Here is an 18,349-nt window from a genome sequence, read left to right on the forward strand (position 1 = left end):
TGGACGGAAGGAGGCAGCTTAGCTTGAATGACAAACTGAAAATTGGGATTACCTGTTATCCGTCGCTGGGTGGCTCTGGCGTTGTGGCTACTGAGCTGGGTAAGTTGCTGGCAGAAAAAGGGCATGAGGTCCATTTTATTGCCAATAGCATTCCGTTTAGATTAGGCGGGGCGTTCCAGAAGAATATTTTTTATCATGAAGTTGAGGTTAACGATTATTATGTGTTTAGATATCCGCCATATGATTTGTCGCTAGCGACAAAAATGGCCCAGGTGGCACAAATGAAGAATTTGGATGTACTCCATGTCCATTATGCTGTCCCGCATGCAGTATGCGCTTATTTAGCGAAGGAAATGGTGGGCGATCATTTGAAAGTGGTGACCACCCTGCACGGTACAGACATTACAGTGTTGGCACAGGATGAATCATTAAAGGATCTGATTCGACTGGCTATTAACAAAAGCGATGCTGTGACAGCGGTCTCCAAGGATTTGATTCGTGAGACGATTGATGCGTTGGAAATCACACGACCTATTGATTTGACTTACAACTTTGTAGATAAACGGGTATATTATCCACGAGATGCTGCTGCGCTTAGGAGAGATTTTGCCCAACCGCACGAAAAAATTATGATGCATATTTCCAATTTCCGTCCTGTCAAAAGGGTGGGAGATGTGCTGGATATATTCGACAGAGTGCAACAAAAGATACCTGCGAAGCTGCTGCTGGTGGGAGAAGGACCGGATCTTCCAAAGATTCGTTGTAAAATCGAAAGTTTAGGCTTGCAGGACAAAGTCTTCTTTTTGGGTAAGCAGGATCAAATCGCAGAAGTGATTTCCATGGCGGATGTGCTGCTGCTTCCCTCGGAGAAAGAAAGTTTTGGTCTAGTTGCACTGGAAGCCATGGCCTGTGGAGTACCAACAATTGGTTCTCAGGCAGGAGGAGTACCTGAACTTGTCGTGCATGGAAGTACGGGGTATCTTGCTGAAATCGGGAATACCGAGGCGATGGCGGATTATGCAGTAGAACTGCTCTCCGATGAAGCGATGGCGGAACGTTTCCGTGAAGCGTGCCTGACACGCGCACGTACCGTATTCTGCGATGAGCTGATTACCCGTCAATATGAAGAAATCTATTACCGTGTGTTGGGACGCGAGGTGCCGGATCTTAAACCGATCAGCGTTTAAGGAGGCGGACTCGCGTCCGTTTTTTTATTGAATACTTGCAAAGGGGGAAACCCTGTGAATACAAATACTTGGCAACATGCTGATCCAGAAATGGCTCTTCGCGGCAGAGAGGTTATACATACACTAACCACAGCTGGCCACGAAGCTTATTGGGTTGGTGGCTGTGTGCGGGATGAGCTATTAGGACGAGCTATTCATGATATGGATCTGACCACTTCGGCTGAGCCTGAAGAGGTCTTAGCGCTGTTCCCTCATGTGATTCCGACAGGAATCCAGCATGGGACGGTAACGGTCATGCAGGATGGTCATGCATTCGAGGTGACCACTTTTCGTACGGAAAGCGGTTATACCGATCACCGTCGTCCAACGGAAGTATCCTTTGTGAAGGACATCCGTGAGGATCTGATGCGGCGGGACTTCACGATGAACGCAATAGCGATGGCTGAACATGGGGAGCGAGTGGACCCGTTTGGTGGGGAAGCTGATTTGCGAGCCGCTCTCGTTCGTTGTGTGGGACGAGCCGAGGAACGCTTTGAGGAGGACGGGCTACGAATGCTGCGTTGCATCCGTTTTGCCTCTGTATTTCGGTTCCGAGTGGCCTACAATACCTGGAAAGGTATGATCCGTCGCAGAGAGGGACTTCGACACATAGCCATGGAACGGGTACGAGTCGAGTTAGAAAAGATGCTAGCGGGGCCTGACCCATTACGTGGGTTAGAGATGCTGGGTCGTAGCGGATTGCTCGGCTGTACAAAAGTTCCGGTTCCCTGGGAACAATGTGACGCACAGGCGCTCAAGGAGATCGTGCAGCTGCCAGCAGAGCTGCGGTGGGGTTTGCTCCTTATGTCTTGTAGACTTAGCTCCGAGGCAGCGGACGAGCTTTTAAGAGCTTGGACCTTCTCCAACGCCGTACGTTTGCGTTTGGTTCATTTATTGGAATGGGAGACCGAACTCATCAGCCATGCTGTTGCCATAGCTGACAACTCTAATTCGAGAGATTCTGACCCTATCAACGACGAGGTGCTGCGTCGTAACTGGATTCGCTTGTTAATTAAGCTGGGAAAGGATACAGCTTCAGACTGGTTGGAGCTTCACAAGACACTGCCTTCTTCGTTCCGTGGATTACCGCCATGGGTAGAAAAGCATGTAAAGAAAATTGCCGAACTGGCTAACTCGTGGACACAGCAGGCTGTCGTCGTTCGTATCAAAGATTTAAATATTACTGGAAATGAACTGGTTCAGGCAATGAATCGACCAGGTGGACCTTGGCTGGGCCAGATGATGGAACGGCTTTTACAAGCGGTCGCTTGCGGAGATATCCCGAATGAAACAGAAACATTGCTTCAGGAAGTGAAACGGGTGATGAGTAGTGAATAATCATGAAAGATTGTTAGGCATACTGGAGGAAGGTTCATCCGATTACGTATCCGGGGAGGAAATTAGCCGACGACTGTCGGTTAGTCGTACAGCGGTATGGAAGCAGATCAACAAACTGCGTGAACTGGGTTATAATATCGATGCTTCCTCACGTCGGGGGTATCGGCTGATTTCTCAGCCAGATCGGCTGGAAGCCTCCAAACTGGCAGATATGTTGAATACTCAATCGTTTGGCCAGCGTATCGTCGTTCTGGATTCAACGGTATCTACCCAGCAGGATGCTATGCGTTTGGCAGAAGAGGGTGCGCCGGAGGGAACGTTAGTGCTTGCGGAGGAACAAACGGCAGGTCGGGGACGTCTGGGGCGGAAATGGTATTCCCCTCGCGGCAAAGGTATCTGGATGAGCATTGTATTGCGCCCAGCCCAGCCCTTGGCCTTTACCCCCCAGCTAACGCTGCTTACAGGTGTTGCGGTGTGTAGGGCTATTCGCCGTCTGACGGGTGTGGAGGCAGGCATCAAATGGCCAAACGATCTGCTGATTCATGGTCGCAAAGTATCCGGTATTCTGTTGGAATCTGCAACAGAGGATCAAAGGGTTCGCTATTGCATTGCAGGCATTGGCATCGACGTTAATTTGAATGTAGAAGATTATCCGGAAGAGTTATCCCATGTAGGGACATCTTTGAAAATAGAGGCAGGGCTTGAAGTTGACCGTACTGCGCTGATTGCTGCTGTTTTGGAAGAAATGGAGCTGCTAAGCAAGCTATATGCCGAGCAGGGGTTCCAGCCAATAGCCATGCTGTGGGAGGCATTATCTGTGACGATGAATCGCAGCGTACGGGCACATACAGGACAAGGGATAGCGGTAGAAGGTACAGCGGTTGGCTTGGACCCTTCAGGAGCGCTCGTAATAGAAACGAACCAGGGTGAGCGGATTCAGGTTATTTCAGGGGATATACAATTGTAGAAGCGACCCTAGCTGAGTATACGACCACAATCTTTCTGTTTCCTGTGTAAAACTTCACGTGAAAAAGCTGGTGTTTTTTGTTATACTGTGCAGGAGGCGGCATCGGACGGTCCGAGCTGCACTCCAAGGGCACATTGCTCTACTTTAGCAAGTTTGTAAGACCATCATAACTTCATTTGAAGGTTACGTTGGATTCTGCTCTGAGCCGAACAGGACCGAGACAGAAGGGACGATCTCAAAATGAGTGTCTTTTTTGGCTGTTCGGACCTTTTGATGACGCAGATGTACAGGCGTTCATAAAAGGTTATTTTTTGTGCCAAAAAAAGATGGAAGGGAGCCATTCGCAATGGCAGGAAAACAAGCACTGAATATTGTAAAAATGAAAAAAATGAAGCAAGAGGGCATTCCGCTCAGTATGCTGACCGCCTATGATTATCCATCGGCTAAAATAGCCGAGGAGGCGGGAATTGATATCATTCTCGTGGGTGACTCGCTGGGTAACGTAGTTCTTGGTTACGATTCAACCATCCCTGTGACCTTGGATGATATGGTGTACCATTCCCGGACAGTCGCAAGAGGCGCTGAGCATACATTTATCGTAGCGGACATGCCTTTTATGACATATCACAGCAGCATATCCGAAAGTCTTCAAGGCATCCGCCGTCTGATGCAGGAAGGACATGCGCATGCTGTTAAATTGGAGGGCGGAGCTGGGATTGCCGATGTCGTAAAAGCGACTGTTCAGGCAGGTGTGCCTGTACTGGGCCATATCGGGCTTACTCCGCAATCGGTTAATCAAATTGGCGGCTATCGCATTCAAGGTAAGGACGAAGCAGACGCACGCCGGTTGATGGCAGATGCCAAGGCATTAGAGCAGGCGGGTGCCTTTGGTATTGTCTTGGAATTGGTGACTGAGGAAGTGGCAACGGCGATCTCTAAAGAACTTTCTATTCCAACCATTGGAATCGGTGCAGGACGTGGCTGTGACGGTCAAGTACTCGTTTACCACGATCTGATTCAATATGCATCGCCATATTTCAGTAAACGATTTGTAAAAACTTATGCAGATGTAGGCGGCATGATCCGCAGCAGCATTGAGCAGTATGTGAGCGATGTAAAAGGGCGGGCATTCCCGGCCGCAGAGCATGTGTTCAGCGCGGATGACTGTGTTGTGGAGTCCCTGGAGTCCTTGTACGGACAGGCAAAAGGACAAGCGCAGGAACAAGCTAAGGAAAAGGTGGAATCTCAGTCATGATCATCGTAAGAGAAGTGGCTCAACTACGCAAGGTTATTGCCGAACGTCGCCAACTTGGAGCCAATGGAGCAAAAACTTTACACGATTCTGCCTCTTTACTGCAACATAAAGTCGGCTTTGTACCAACCATGGGATACCTGCACGAAGGGCACGCAAGCTTGATGCAAAAGGCGCGTGAAATGGCAGATACGGTGGTGCTTAGCATTTTCGTAAATCCGATTCAATTTGGACCTACCGAAGATCTAGACAGCTATCCTCGCGATGAAGCTCGTGATCTGGAAGTAGCGCGACGTGAAGGCGTGGATATTGTATTTATGCCGACTGTAGCAGAAATGTATCCGCAGCCAACTCAAACTAAAATTCACGTATCCGCTCTGACAGACCGCTTGTGCGGCGCTTCCCGTCCTGGCCATTTTGATGGTGTAACTACAGTGGTAGCTAAGCTGTTTAACATGGTAGGTCCTGATTTGGCTTTCTTTGGAATGAAGGATGCGCAGCAGGTTGCTGTGCTTCAACAAATGGTGGCCGATCTCAATATGAATGTGACCCTCATACCTTGTCCTATCGTCAGAGAGGCCGATGGTTTGGCTCTTAGCTCCCGCAATGTATATTTAAGTGCGGAACAGCGTGAGCAGGCGTTAGTGCTGTCCCAGTCACTGCGCAAGGTGCAAGAAGTGAGCGAAGATATTGTACAGAACACCATTACGATTGAGCAGTTACATCAAATGGTGGAGTCGACCATCTCCTCATCTCCTTTGGCAGATATTGACTACATTGAAATATTAACATTTCCTGGCCTGGAGCCTCTTCGCCCTGAGCAGCGCCTATGTGATGTGCAAGAAGATGTCATTGTTGCACTAGCCGTAAAATTTGGGAATACCCGACTGATTGATAATATAAGAATACAGAAAGTGGAGGTACTTTCCCATGTTTAGAACCATGATGAAATCTAAAATTCACCGCGCGACGGTTACTGAAGCCAACCTGAACTATGTGGGCAGTATTACCATAGATGAAGATTTAATGGAGACATCGGATCTGCTGGAGAATGAAAAGGTTCAAATTGTAAACAATAACAATGGAGCTCGATTGGAAACCTATGTGATCCCCGGACCACGTGGGAGCGGTGTGATTTGTCTTAACGGTGCGGCAGCCCGTTTGGTCCAGCCTGGTGATACAGTCATTATTATTTCCTATGCTTCCATGTCAAATGAAGAGGCCAAAACATACAAACCAACTGTGGTATTTGTGGATGAACATAATAAACCAGCCCAAACGATGAGCAAGGAAGTACACGCAACGATCATGTAATGAATGGGAATGCGGATGAAACCCGTCTTTTAAGCGAAAAATGTGAGTGTATTAATCCATCTTTCGTAAGGGCGGGATGCACATGTTCCAGCATGTATTCGCAGAAATGAACAGCATGTTAGATGATATCGTGAAGCATTACCCATCAGCCCAGGGCCCCCGCAGACAGGAGCTGCTACAGCACTGGAGTCTGCTGCGGAGAATGAGTGACGGAATTATGGATGAGTGGCTGGCCTTTGAGGAAAAAATGGTTTGCCTGCGTGCAGCCGGCTTTTCCGCAGAGGCCGACATGTCTGACGCTGAGCTGCCTGAAAAGGAGCTACCGGCATTTGACCGGGGGCAGGGGTATTATCGATTGCTTATGTACCCGGAGGCAATCCAGCAATTTGAGCAGGTGCTACAGCATTTTCCGAACAGCTGGCAGAGTCGCATGTATATGGGAATGGCGCATTTTCAACTGGATGATCCAGCAGAGGCTATAAGCCAGTTTCAAAAGGTGCTACACCTGACTGAACAGCCAGGGCTAAAAGCGGTCATCTATAATGCGCTAGGCTGTTTGATGGCAAAGCAGGCAGACGTAAAAGAGGCGCAAAAATATTTTGCTCTCGCTCATCAGTTCGATCCAACGCTGCCCGAGCCACTGCACAATATGCAAGCCTGTTTGTCCGGTGCCGAAAAGCTTCGCTACGACAGTTCCTTGTTGACTTGGATGTAGTTGTCAGACACCGAGTAAGACGATGCATGCTCACCTCCTTAGGCGGTGTGTGCATCGTCTTTTTTTGACTGTCTTAATTTCCAAACAGACAATCTTCTGCTATGCTATTATACAGAGTTATTATTTTTGTATGTGTCATAAGAAAGGATTAAGCTCGAATGAAATTTGCGGTATTGGATTTTGAAACGACAGGCACCCAGTCCGCGGATGACATCATTCAAGTCGGACTTGCAATTATAGATCATGATAACAGCATTTCCCGTGTTTACGGCTCTTATGTAAACCCTGGCAGATCTATTCCACCTTTTATCACCGGATTGACCGGAATTACAGATGATGACGTCAAGGATGCACCTGCACTCGAAGAAATGATGATGGAGCTCGTGCCTATGCTGGACGATGTCGTGCTGGTCGGTCATAACGTGGCGTTTGATTTCAATTTTTTGCAAAGCGCTTTGGACCGGTGTGGATATTTACCCTTTAGCGGTAGAATTTTGGATACGATGGATTTTCTGAAAATTATGTTTCCGTCGTTATCTTCTTATCAGTTGGGTTTTGTTTCCTCAGAGTTTGGGCTGGCGCATGACCGCCCTCATCAAGCAGACAGCGACGCGTTGGCTACGGCTGAGGTGTTTTTAAAATGTCTGGGTGAGCTTCAGGCATTACCTCTGATAACGATACAGCGGCTCAGCGATTTGTTCGCAGAGGAAGACAGTGACCTGGGTTGGTTTCTTGACGGCATACGAGAAGAGAAAGAGCTAGACCCTATTCAGGATTTGGAGAAACATCAGTTTTTTCGTCAGCTTGCGCTTAAAGTGGAAGATTGGACCGAACTGGCTACTCCACGAAGAGAAGATGATCCGAATCCACTCTCAGGCGTTTCCTTTGAGGAGTATATGGATGATGTGCGGGACAATTTGCGTTCATCCTTGAGCCAATATGAGGAGCGCGAGGCGCAAACACAAATGATTGAGGGTGTAAATCAAGCCCTGACTCAAGATAAGCATTTGTTGATCGAGGCGGGTACAGGAACAGGGAAGTCCCTAGGCTATTTGCTTCCGTCACTGTACCACAGTGTAAAATATGGGCAGAGGGTCACAGTAAGCACGCATACCATTAATCTGCAGGAGCAATTGCGAGAGCGTGATATTCCGATGCTGACAAAAGTGATTCCGTTCCCGTTCCGGGCTGCCATTTTTAAGGGTCGGGGGCATTATTTGTGTCTGCGTAAGTTTGAACATAAAATAAACAGAAGAGACTTCGCGACACCAAAGGAAGACTTGATTACAGCGGCTCAAATGATTGTCTGGCTGACTCTGACAGAAACCGGTGATGATGAGGAACTAAACCTGAGCAACCGTGGAGGGGATTTCTGGGAAACAGTAGCTAGTGATTCCGAGTCCTGTCTTGGTCGTTCTTGCCCATGGTTCCGCAAATGCTACTATCATCGTGCACGTCATGAAGCAGGAACAGCGGATGTGGTTATAACGAATCACTCCAAGCTGTTCACCGACGTCAAAGCAAGTCACCAGCTATTGCCCAGCTATGAACATCTGGTCATTGATGAAGCACATCATCTAGAGGAAGTAGCCGGTAAGCACCTGGGCATGCATATGAAATATTTCACACTCGTGCATACGCTGACTCGATTGTTCAAGGACAGTAAGAACGGACAATTGCCTTCGTTACGTCAGCAGTTGGCAAAGTCGGGGCATGAGAAGTCGACGGAATGGGCCTCGACCATTGATCAGCTGTACCCACTCGTGTTAGAGGTTAAGGAAACTTGGGACCTGCTAAGCGATAAGTTGTTTGGTATGTTGCCAGAGCGGTCTGATGCCACACCGGGTGAAACGGGGCAATTTTCTTCGCGTCTCAAACCGTCGGCCAAGCCTGCAAAGTGGGATCATGCGGCGGCGTTGGAAAATCAGCTTTATGTAACGTTGAGTGAAATTTTGCGCAAGGGCGACAAGCTGATGCTGGATGTCAAGGAAGAACACGACGATTATGCGGCGGATAGTCTCATTACAGATATCACGGGTCTGCTTAAGGATTTGGCGGGGATTAGGGAAAATTTGCGCTTCTTTATACGACTCGATGATGAAACAACCGTATATTGGCTCGAAGCGAGTGGGCAATTCCGTAGTAAATCATTGCAATTTTATGCAGTGCCCGTCGATGTGAGCCGCCAGTTGAAAGAAATGTTTTTTGACAAAAAAAGAAGTATTATTCTGACATCTGCTACTTTATCGGTAGATAAGTCGTTTCAGTACATGACCGATCAACTCGGCTTGCAGGAGGCAGCGGATCAAGGACGATTAATGACGTCACAGCTCCCATCACCTTTTAATTACAGGGATCAGGTGTTGCTGGTCATTCCGCGAGACTTTCCGAGTGTGAAGGGCAGTGTAGGGGATGCACATTTTGTAGAGATGCTCGTTAGCTCTCTAGGAGCGACTGCCCAGGCGACGCGGGGGAGAATGCTTGTTCTGTTTACTTCCTATCGGATGCTCCGGCAAGTGTATGAGCCACTCAAAGAGGCGTTAGCATCCAGCGATATTACCGTGTTAGGACAAGGTGTAGACAGTGGGAGCCGCAGCAAGCTAACCCGTCGTTTTCAGGAAGCCAAGGCTTCTGTATTGCTGGGAACCAGCAGCTTCTGGGAAGGCGTTGATATTCCAGGGAAGGCTTTGACTTGTCTGGCCATCGTTCGCTTGCCGTTTCAACCGCCCAATCACCCGTTACTGGAGGCAAAAAGCGAGCTGCTGCAGCAGCAGAAGAAGAATCCATTTATGAAGCTGTCTGTACCACAAGCAGTTATTCGCTTCAAACAGGGATTTGGACGATTGGTACGTACAGCGAGCGACCACGGAGTCGTTATCGTTTACGATACGCGTGTGATCGAATCCTATTATGGAAAGCACTTTTTGTACTCGTTACCGGGACCAAAAATGGAGCATATGCCATCGGAGCAAATGGTGCCCCGCATCGCCGAATGGCTCCAATCCGCCCCGGAGACAGAGGCACAACGGACGGACACCTAAAGTCCGTTACAATTAGGGGGAGCAAGTATGAAATCAGATAAAATTTCAGAGGCTGTCGTACGGAGATTACCCGTATATTTACGTTATCTGAATGCACTGCACAAACGGGAGGTGGCTACGGTCTCTTCTCAAGAGCTGGGACAGAGGTTAGATTTAAATCCAGCCCAAATTCGTAAAGATCTTGCCTATTTTGGCGATTTTGGTCGGAAGGGTATCGGTTACGATGTTTCTTATCTAATTGAGAAAATACGCCATATCCTGAAAATCGACCAGCAAATTAATGTGGTATTGGTCGGAGCGGGTAATCTGGGTCAAGCCCTATCAAACTATAACGCTTATTTAAAAGACAATATGAAGATTGTGGCGGTATTTGATGCGTTCCCGGATAAGGTTGGGACCAGAATCAATACCTTAGTCGTTCAGCCGATGGATGAATTGGAAACGACTGTAAAAGAAAAAAATATTCGAATCGGGATTATTACTGTACCTGATTTTGAGGCACAACACGTAGCTGATAGGCTCATTGAGAGTGGAATTGGAGCGATTTTAAACTTTGCACCTATCATTCTCAAGGCACCGGCTAACATTCGGATACATGCCACAGACTTTACAACTGATTTGCTTAGCCTCGCTTATTACCTGGAGGACGGAAAGGAAGAAGCACAATATGACAGTGAATAAATGGATGATTAAAAACGGTTCTTTTGCCGTGAATGGACCTGAAGCTGGGGTAATCCATGGTTTTATGATTGTGGAGGATAGCCGTATTACTTACATTGGCGAGACTCTGCCTCCGGGTGAGGAAGAGACGGAAGCAATCGACGGTAACGGGTTATTGTTTTTGCCTGGTCTGATTAATACTCATGGTCATGCGGCGATGTCTCTGCTGCGAGGGTATGGAGATGACTTGGCACTTCAAGTCTGGCTTCAGGAAAAAATGTGGCCTATGGAAGCCAAGTTTACATCTACGGATGTGTATTGGGGAACATCCTTGTCAGTGCTGGAAATGCTGAAAGGTGGAACCACAACTTTCCTGGATATGTACGATCATATGGATGAGGTGGCACGTGTAGCTGAAGAGTCGGGCATCCGTGCAAGTTTGATGCGTGGAGCCATTGGACTCTGTTCAGAAGAAGAACAGCGGATCAAGCTGGCTGAGGCCGTGACTTTTGCCCGTAACTGGCATGGAAAAGCAGACGGACGTATCACAACGATGATGTCTCCGCATGCCCCATACACATGCCCGCCAGCGTTTATTGAGAAATTTGTTCAAGCAGCACATGATCTCGATTTACCATTGCATACGCACATGTCCGAGACGATCGCCGAAGTTGAGCAAAACGTACGCGACTACGGTTTGCGTCCAGTTGCACACTTAGATAAGCTTGGCTTTTTCTCCCGCCCTTCACTTGTTGCCCACGGCGTACACTTGAACGACGAAGAGATAGCTTTATTAGCGGAACGAGGTGTGGCGGTTTCACATAATCCAGGCAGCAACTTGAAGCTGGCAAGTGGTGTAGCTAGAGTGCCTGAATTGCTGCGTGCAGGAGTTACTGTTTCTCTTGGAACAGACGGTCCTGCCAGCAATAATAACCTGGATATGTTCGAGGAAATGCGTCTGGCGGCACTCATTCACAAGGGAGTATCTGGCGACCCAACAGCAGTTCCTGCAAATGAAGCACTGCGTCTGGCAACAGAGTATGGTGCAAAGTCGATTGGTTTAAAAGAAGTAGGAACGCTGGCAGCAGGCAACAAGGCTGACTTTATCGCGCTAGATCTGAATCAGGCCCATTTCTTGCCGCGTACAGATCTTATTTCCCATGCCGTATACTCTGCAAGTGCCAAAGACGTGGCTCATGTGTGGGTAGACGGTCGACAGGTTGTGAAAAACGGCGAATGCCTGACGATGGACGAGGAACGTATCAAACATGAGGCACAAGCCGCCTTTGAAGGGCTGCTGTCGCGCTAATTCAGGTGTCACATCCCCTTAGAGAGGAAGCACAGGTTTGAAAAATAAGAAGAAATGGATAGCGGTCGCCATTTTGGCCGTAATACTGATTCTGGTCAGCATTTTCTGGTATTATTCCTATGTTACTCAAGACCAGGTGGCTGAGAAAAATGCCGCTATCATTAAGGCCAAGCAATCAGGTGGTCTGGTTAGCACGACTCAGACATGGAAGTCTGTGTGGGATCAGATATATTGGGTGGTTCAAGGAAAAAACGCACAGAATGAAAATATAATGGTGTGGGTCCCTTTTCAAAAAATGGAAGGACAACCTAACGTACCTGTCGCAGATCCAAGCGGTGTTCATACCGAGCTGATGAAAAACGGAGTCGACGAGCAAAAAATGACAGCGATAATTCAGCAGCAACTTCCAAATGCAAAAATTGTAAGGCTCCAACCGAGTGTGTTCAATGGCGAATATGTATGGCAACTGTTTTACGATGATGAAAGCCATCACAACTATACCTTTTACCGTTTCTCAGATGGAGCATCGACGGGGATAAAGTATACTTTGCCTAATTACTAGCGTGTTATGGGAGTAGTGATGATGGTGAAAGCAATGTATTGTTAAAAGAATAACTGATTGAAGTTGAAAAGACGTAAATGCGATTTAAATCGTATTTACGTCTTTTTTTGCTGCTACGAAAATCACAACTCCTCCACACATTGCCTTCGATATTAGATTCACGTTATGATATACTATATTTTATAAGTGATAGACAAAAATGATAGAAAAATGAGTTGCTGATCTCTATAAGATCATGCAATTTGGTTGTTTGTTGACATTCGTCCCGTTTCTTCTGGGTTTTACATTTTGAGAGGAGGATGTTGTTTGAAATTGCGTGCAGTTCCTATTGTTGTGGCGGCCGTTGTGGCAGCCTTGTTGATGTTTGGGGGATGGTTCATTTACCGTCAGGTTACAATGCAAAGTCCTCTGGAAAAACTGGTATCTCAATATCCAGGCGTGACAAGCGCTCAAATAGATATTAAACAGGATCAGGTCGTATTGAAACTAGATCTCAAACCGCAGGCGGATGTGGCCGGATTGGTTGATGTGGTTAAGCAAAAAGGGCAATCCATCATTGGCAGCCGTACCATTAAGCTGGATATCGCAGATCGTTCCAATTCAGCACTGAATCAATGGTGGTCTGAGGCTATGTTTCCTGTAGCCGAAGCGATGGAAAATAAAAAGTATACTCAAATTTCATCTACAGTTGAGCAGATGAAAAAGAAAAAAGCAGGTATCAAGGCTGATACCGATATGGATTCAAACAATGTCTATATCCGACTCAGCGAAGGCAATGCGACTAAGTTTATCGTTTTGCCACGTCAATCTCAGCAAATGGGGGTATGGCCTAATGCCTAGATGGATCAAGGAAATATTAATCGGTATTGTGCCGGTGACCATTATATTTCTCGTTTTTATTGGGGTGAATATTATCCCTCTTCTGGTTGCGGGCGTGATGCTCAGCGGCTTGTTAATGCTCATGCATGCTCGTGGCGGCTTGGCCGTAGGTGCCGGGCAAGAGCGCAAACGTAAAAAAAATGGTCCGGACAAGCTGACTTTTGAGGAAATTGGTGGACAAGAAAGCGCTAAACAGGAATTGCGTGAAGCCTTGGATTTTTTGAATCGGCATGATGAAATTTCCAAGTTTGGTATTCGTCCATTGAAAGGCGTTTTGCTTACAGGCCCTCCGGGAACAGGAAAAACGCTGATGGCGAAAGCAGCTGCACACTACACCAATTCTGTGTTTGTTGCAGCTTCAGGCAGTGAATTTGTTGAAATGTACGTGGGTGTCGGTGCAGGTCGTGTCCGTGAGTTGTTTCGGGAGGCTCGCACTCGTGCAGCCAAGGAAAAGAAAGAAAATGCAATTATTTTTATTGACGAGATTGATGTTATTGGTGGTAAGCGTGAGGGTGGACAGCAACGAGAATATGATCAGACTTTGAATCAGTTGCTGACAGAAATGGATGGCATTTATTCGGCAGATACACCGCGGATATTACTTATTGCGGCAACAAACCGTAAAGAAATGCTGGACAGCGCCTTAACGCGTCCAGGACGCTTTGACCGCCATATTCAAGTAGACTTGCCTGATAAGAAGGGCCGTCTTCATATCCTTAAAATTCATGCCAAAAACAAACCGATTCAGGAAGATGCTAATTTGGACAAAATCGCTGAGGAGTCTTACGGTTTTTCCGGTGCACAGTTGGAGAGCGTCATGAATGAAGCGGCCATCTATGCAATGAGACAGGATCGTCAAATGATTGCGCAGAGTCATCTATCCATGGCGATTGACAAGGTGATGATGGGTGAAAAAACAGACCGAGAATCAACATTGGAAGAGAAAAAGCGTGTAGCGATTCACGAGCTGGGACATGCTATTATGGCTGAAATCGTCCGTCCCGGTAGCGTAAGTCAAGTAGCGCTCAGCCCGCGTGGGAAAGCGCTCGGTTACGTGCGTCACAATCCACAGCAAGAACATTATTTATATACCAAGCAGTACCTGGAGGAGCAGATTATGATCTCGCTCGCAGGGGCTACTGCGGAAGAAATGTACTATGGCGGTCGAAGTACGGGCTCAAGTAATGATTTTGAGCAGGCGCTGAACATTGTTCATACGATGATGACTTCCGGTTTGACTTCTCTTGGGATTATTAACATGGAAATGGTTACAAAAGAGGAACTTATGCGGGAAAATGGCGAAATTATGAATGACCTGCATAATCGGACTTTGGAGTTGCTGGAAAAGCATCGTCCTGTGTTCGACAATTCTCTTGACATTCTGATGAAGGAAGAAACTCTGTCCGGGGATCAATTTAGATGTCAATTTAGTGAAAATGCTTTATTACCAGCATAATTTTTTATGCTGGTTATTTTTTTTTACTTTTAGTCCGTGCTAAGATATTATTATCTATTGGGACATAAACATGTATTTTTCGACAAAGAAGGATACAATATATGAGAGTGACCAGGAAAGGGTGGAGTTAAGAACCATGCAATTTAAAAAAATCGGCGTCATTGGCGGCGGCACCATGGGACAAGGTATTTCTGAAATGCTCGCGTCCAAAGGAATCGATGTGCTGCTAGTAGAGCAGACACCAGAGAAACTAGACTACGCTTATAATATGATTGAAACAAGTCTAGACAAGCAACTGGAAAAGTGGGCAATCACCCAAGCAGAGAAAAAACTGATTTTATCTCGCATTGAAAAAGTATCCCATCTGGCGGAGCTCGCTAGCTGTGATATGGTCATTGAAACCATTACAGAGAATCTGGACGAGAAAAAGGTTGTTTTCCAAGAGCTGGATCATGTGTGTCCAAGCAACATTATTCTTGCAAGTAATACATCCACGCTGAGCCTGACCGAGCTTGCCAGCTCGACCAAGTATCCAGAGCGTGTTATTGGTATGCACTTTATTTATCCAGTATCCCGTATTGATCTTGTAGAAATTATTCGTGGTTTGAAAACTTCAGACGATACCTTTGAAAACACGAAAATGTTCGTAGAAGAAATCGTGGAGAAAAAAGGAGTCATGATTTATGAATCTCCTGGCTTTGTAACTAGCCGGATTATCTGTCTGCTAATTAACGAAGCAGCTCATGTACTTCAAGAGGGCGTAGCTTCTGCGGAAGATATTGACGATGCTATGCGCATCGGCTACAACTTCCAAAACGGTCCTTTGGAAATGGCTGACCGCTTTGGTCTGGATTCCGTTTTGGCTGCTTTGGAGCGGATGTTCCGTGAATTTGGCGAACTGAAATACCGTCCGTCCATCGTCCTGAAGAAAATGGTGCGTGCAGGTAATCTGGGCGTGAAATCGGGCGAAGGCTTCTTTAAGTATGACAAGGATGGTGACCGGATATGAAAATTCTCGTAATCAACGCAGGGAGTTCTTCCCTGAAATACCAATTGTATGATATGACGGACGAGTCCGTTTTAGCAAAAGGATTGGTAGAGCGTATCGGTATGGACTCTTCAATTCTGACGCATAAACCAACCAATAAGGAAGAATACACTGAAGTTAGCGAAATTTTGGAGCATACTACTGCCATCCGTAAAGTGCTGAATGCACTCACAGATGCAGAGCATGGTGTTATCTCCAGTATTAGCGAAATTCAGGCTGTGGGCCATCGTGTGGTTCATGGAGGCGAAATCTTCAAACAGTCAGCGCTCGTAACTCCTGAAGCGAAGAGTGAAATCCGTCGCTTGTTCGACCTGGCTCCACTGCATAATCCCGCATCCATGATGGGGATTAAAGCGGCTGAATTGAATATGCCAGAAGTACCACAAGTTGTGGTGTTTGATACTTCGTTCCATCAAACCATGCCAGAAAAAGCTTATATGTACGCCATACCAAGAGTGTTGTACAATAAGTACAAGGTTCGTCGTTACGGTGCACACGGCACTTCCCATGACTTTGTAAGTAAGGAAGCTGCCAAATTTGTCGGCCGTCCTTTGGAAGACCTGAAGATTATCACTTGCCATATCGGTAATGGTGGTAGTGTAACAGCAGTTCAAGGCGGTTTGTCTGTAGATACTTCCATGGGTATGACTCCACTGGAAGGACTGATGATGGGTACTCGTAGTGGTGATTTGGATCCAGCAATCGTACCTTATGTCATGAACAAAGAAGAATTGACTGTCAATGAGGTCAATTCGATGCTGAACAAGCATAGTGGACTTCTAGCTATTTCTGGTATCAGCAGTGATATGCGTGAAATCACTGAAGGTATGGAAAAAGGCGAAGCTAATTCTACATTGGCATTTGAAATGTATGAATACCGTCTGCGCAAGTATATTGGTTCGTATGCTGCCGCAATGAACGGGGTAGACGTAATTGTATTTACGGCAGGCGTAGGCGAGAACTCCATCGTTCTGCGTAAGAGAGTGTTGGAACAACTGACATTCCTCGGTATCGAGCTGGATGAATCATTGAATGCTATTCGTTCTGGCGAGATTCGTCGGATTACAACTGCAAATTCAAAGGTAGAAGTACTGATCATTCCAACAAACGAAGAACTGGTAATTGCCCGTGACACGTTCCGTCTGGTTCAGTAGTTCGGTCCCTAAGTTTAAACTTTATACATGTGGAACTATGGTTTAAGTACCACATGCACCAAACAGCGAGAGCAAACAGCCTGACCCAAGGGGAAGGGCTGTTTGATTTCGGTTCAAGGAGAGAGACGGTCATGACAAATAAAAGTACGATTGCCCAAGTGGGCCGCCATGTAGGGGAAACGGTTACAATCGGCGCTTGGGTAAACAATAAGCGATCTAGCGGTAAAATTCAGTTCCTGCAACTACGTGATGGTAGCGGGTATATTCAAGGGGTTATCGTAAAAAGCGAAGTGTCTGAGGATATTTGGAATGATGCCAAATCCTTGACTCAAGAAAGCTCCCTATATGTAACTGGAATCGTGCGTGAGGAGCCGCGCAGTCAATCGGGCTATGAATTAACGGTTACAGGTATAGAAATAATTCATTTGACCGAAAACTACCCGATTACCCCTAAAGAGCACGGTGTAGATTTCCTGATGGATCATCGCCATTTGTGGCTGCGTTCCGCCAAGCAACGTGCAGTCCTGATCATACGGGCGGAAATTATCCGTGCTATACAGGAATTTTTCAACGGCAACGGTTTTACGAAGGTAGACCCGCCTATTTTGACTCCTTCTTCTGCAGAAGGCACAACAGAGTTGTTCCATATCAAATATTTTGACGAAGATGCCTATTTGACACAAAGCGGACAGTTGTACATGGAAGCTGCGGCAATGGCGCTGGGTAAAGTATATTCCTTTGGTCCAACCTTCCGTGCGGAAAAGTCCAAAACACGTCGTCACCTGATTGAGTTCTGGATGATCGAGCCTGAGATGGCTTTTGTGGATCATGAAGAATCCTTGCGCGTTCAGGAGCAGTTTGTAAGCCATATCGTGCAGTCAGTTCTGAAAAATTGTGCGAAGGAGCTTGAAGCCATCGGACGCGATGTTTCGAAGCTGGAGCAAATTCAAGGCGAGTTCCCACGGATTACGTACGATGAGGCGATTGCCTTCCTTCAAGGTGAAGGATTCGATATCCCGTGGGGGGAAGACTTTGGTGCTCCTCATGAAACAGCTATTGCCGAAAGATATAACAAGCCTGTGTTCATTACGCATTGGCCGACTCACATTAAAGCATTCTATATGAAACCTGACCCAGCCCGCCCAGAGGTTGTTCTGTGTGCTGATATGATCGCTCCTGAAGGTTATGGCGAAATTATCGGGGGTTCCCAACGGATTGATGATCCAGCATTGATGGAAGAACGTTTTAACGAGCATAACCTGGCACGTGAAGCCTATCAATGGTATATGGATCTTCGCACATATGGTTCCGTTCCGCATTCTGGCTTTGGATTGGGACTGGAGCGTACAGTAGCATGGATTTGTGGACTCGATCATGTACGTGAAACGATTCCGTTCCCACGCATGCTGTATCGTTTGTATCCATAAT

16 protein-coding genes are annotated in these 18,349 nt (G+C 46.8%); all 16 read left to right on the forward strand.

The genetic code is table 11. The features are described from left to right. Positions 1-23 precede the first annotated feature (23 nt). The 16 genes from bshA (at position 24) to asnS (ending at position 18,348) form a co-directional block, all read left to right on the forward strand. On the forward strand, positions 24-1,187 hold the full coding sequence (bshA, locus tag C0638_RS18595; protein ID WP_013371646.1) for an N-acetyl-alpha-D-glucosaminyl L-malate synthase BshA: 1,164 nt from the start codon (positions 24-26) through the stop codon (positions 1,185-1,187). Positions 1,188-1,241: 54 nt separating this feature from the next. Next, a complete protein-coding gene (locus C0638_RS18600) occupies positions 1,242-2,564 on the forward strand; it encodes a CCA tRNA nucleotidyltransferase (RefSeq protein WP_058711574.1) in 1,323 nt (440 codons plus the stop codon). Further along, a complete protein-coding gene (locus C0638_RS18605; RefSeq protein WP_040103499.1) occupies positions 2,557-3,531 on the forward strand; it encodes a biotin--[acetyl-CoA-carboxylase] ligase in 975 nt (324 codons plus the stop codon). Before C0638_RS18600 ends, C0638_RS18605 begins: the two co-directional genes overlap by 8 nt. Before the next feature lie 346 nt (positions 3,532-3,877). Continuing rightward, a complete protein-coding gene (panB, locus tag C0638_RS18610; protein ID WP_102163691.1) occupies positions 3,878-4,786 on the forward strand; it encodes a 3-methyl-2-oxobutanoate hydroxymethyltransferase in 909 nt (302 codons plus the stop codon). After that, on the forward strand, positions 4,783-5,721 hold the full coding sequence (gene panC / locus C0638_RS18615) for a pantoate--beta-alanine ligase (protein ID WP_102163693.1): 939 nt from the start codon (positions 4,783-4,785) through the stop codon (positions 5,719-5,721). Before panB ends, panC begins: the two co-directional genes overlap by 4 nt. Beyond that, positions 5,714-6,097, forward strand: a complete 384-nt coding sequence (gene panD / locus C0638_RS18620; RefSeq protein ID WP_025678543.1) for an aspartate 1-decarboxylase — start codon at positions 5,714-5,716, stop codon at positions 6,095-6,097. Before panC ends, panD begins: the two co-directional genes overlap by 8 nt. Positions 6,098-6,179: 82 nt before the next feature. Further along, positions 6,180-6,812 (forward strand): tetratricopeptide repeat protein, encoded by a 633-nt coding sequence (locus C0638_RS18625; protein ID WP_058711571.1) that lies wholly within the window; start codon positions 6,180-6,182, stop codon positions 6,810-6,812. A gap of 158 nt (positions 6,813-6,970) precedes the next feature. Continuing rightward, a complete protein-coding gene (dinG, locus tag C0638_RS18630) occupies positions 6,971-9,853 on the forward strand; it encodes an ATP-dependent DNA helicase DinG (protein WP_058711570.1) in 2,883 nt (960 codons plus the stop codon). Between the two features lie 27 nt (positions 9,854-9,880). Continuing rightward, a complete protein-coding gene (locus C0638_RS18635) occupies positions 9,881-10,534 on the forward strand; it encodes a redox-sensing transcriptional repressor Rex (protein ID WP_013371638.1) in 654 nt (217 codons plus the stop codon). Next, complete coding sequence (locus C0638_RS18640) at positions 10,521-11,822, forward strand: amidohydrolase (RefSeq protein WP_058711569.1); 1,302 nt, start codon at positions 10,521-10,523, stop codon at positions 11,820-11,822. Before C0638_RS18635 ends, C0638_RS18640 begins: the two co-directional genes overlap by 14 nt. A 37-nt stretch (positions 11,823-11,859) precedes the next feature. Then, on the forward strand, positions 11,860-12,384 hold the full coding sequence (locus tag C0638_RS18645) for a cell wall elongation regulator TseB-like domain-containing protein (protein WP_058711568.1): 525 nt from the start codon (positions 11,860-11,862) through the stop codon (positions 12,382-12,384). A 306-nt stretch (positions 12,385-12,690) separates the two neighbouring features. Further along, entirely contained in the window at positions 12,691-13,224 is a 534-nt protein-coding gene (locus tag C0638_RS18650) for a hypothetical protein (protein ID WP_058711567.1), read from the forward strand. Continuing rightward, the gene (locus tag C0638_RS18655) at positions 13,217-14,719 is read left to right on the forward strand and encodes an AAA family ATPase (RefSeq protein ID WP_013371632.1); all 1,503 of its coding nucleotides are present in this window, start codon (positions 13,217-13,219) and stop codon (positions 14,717-14,719) included. Before C0638_RS18650 ends, C0638_RS18655 begins: the two co-directional genes overlap by 8 nt. Before the next feature lie 136 nt (positions 14,720-14,855). Further along, complete coding sequence (locus C0638_RS18660) at positions 14,856-15,728, forward strand: 3-hydroxyacyl-CoA dehydrogenase family protein (protein ID WP_013371631.1); 873 nt, start codon at positions 14,856-14,858, stop codon at positions 15,726-15,728. After that, positions 15,725-16,921 carry an acetate/propionate family kinase gene (locus C0638_RS18665; protein WP_013371630.1) on the forward strand — a complete coding sequence of 399 codons (1,197 nt, stop codon included), beginning with the start codon at positions 15,725-15,727 and terminating at the stop codon, positions 16,919-16,921. The genes C0638_RS18660 and C0638_RS18665 overlap by 4 nt, the downstream gene beginning before the upstream one ends. Positions 16,922-17,052: 131 nt before the next feature. After that, positions 17,053-18,348 carry an asparagine--tRNA ligase gene (gene asnS, locus C0638_RS18670; protein WP_013371629.1) on the forward strand — a complete coding sequence of 432 codons (1,296 nt, stop codon included), beginning with the start codon at positions 17,053-17,055 and terminating at the stop codon, positions 18,346-18,348. Position 18,349: the final 1 nt, after the last annotated feature.

The organism is Paenibacillus sp. lzh-N1 (assembly GCF_002872435.1).
In the GTDB taxonomy this organism is placed as follows: Bacteria; Bacillota; Bacilli; order Paenibacillales; family Paenibacillaceae; genus Paenibacillus; species Paenibacillus polymyxa_C.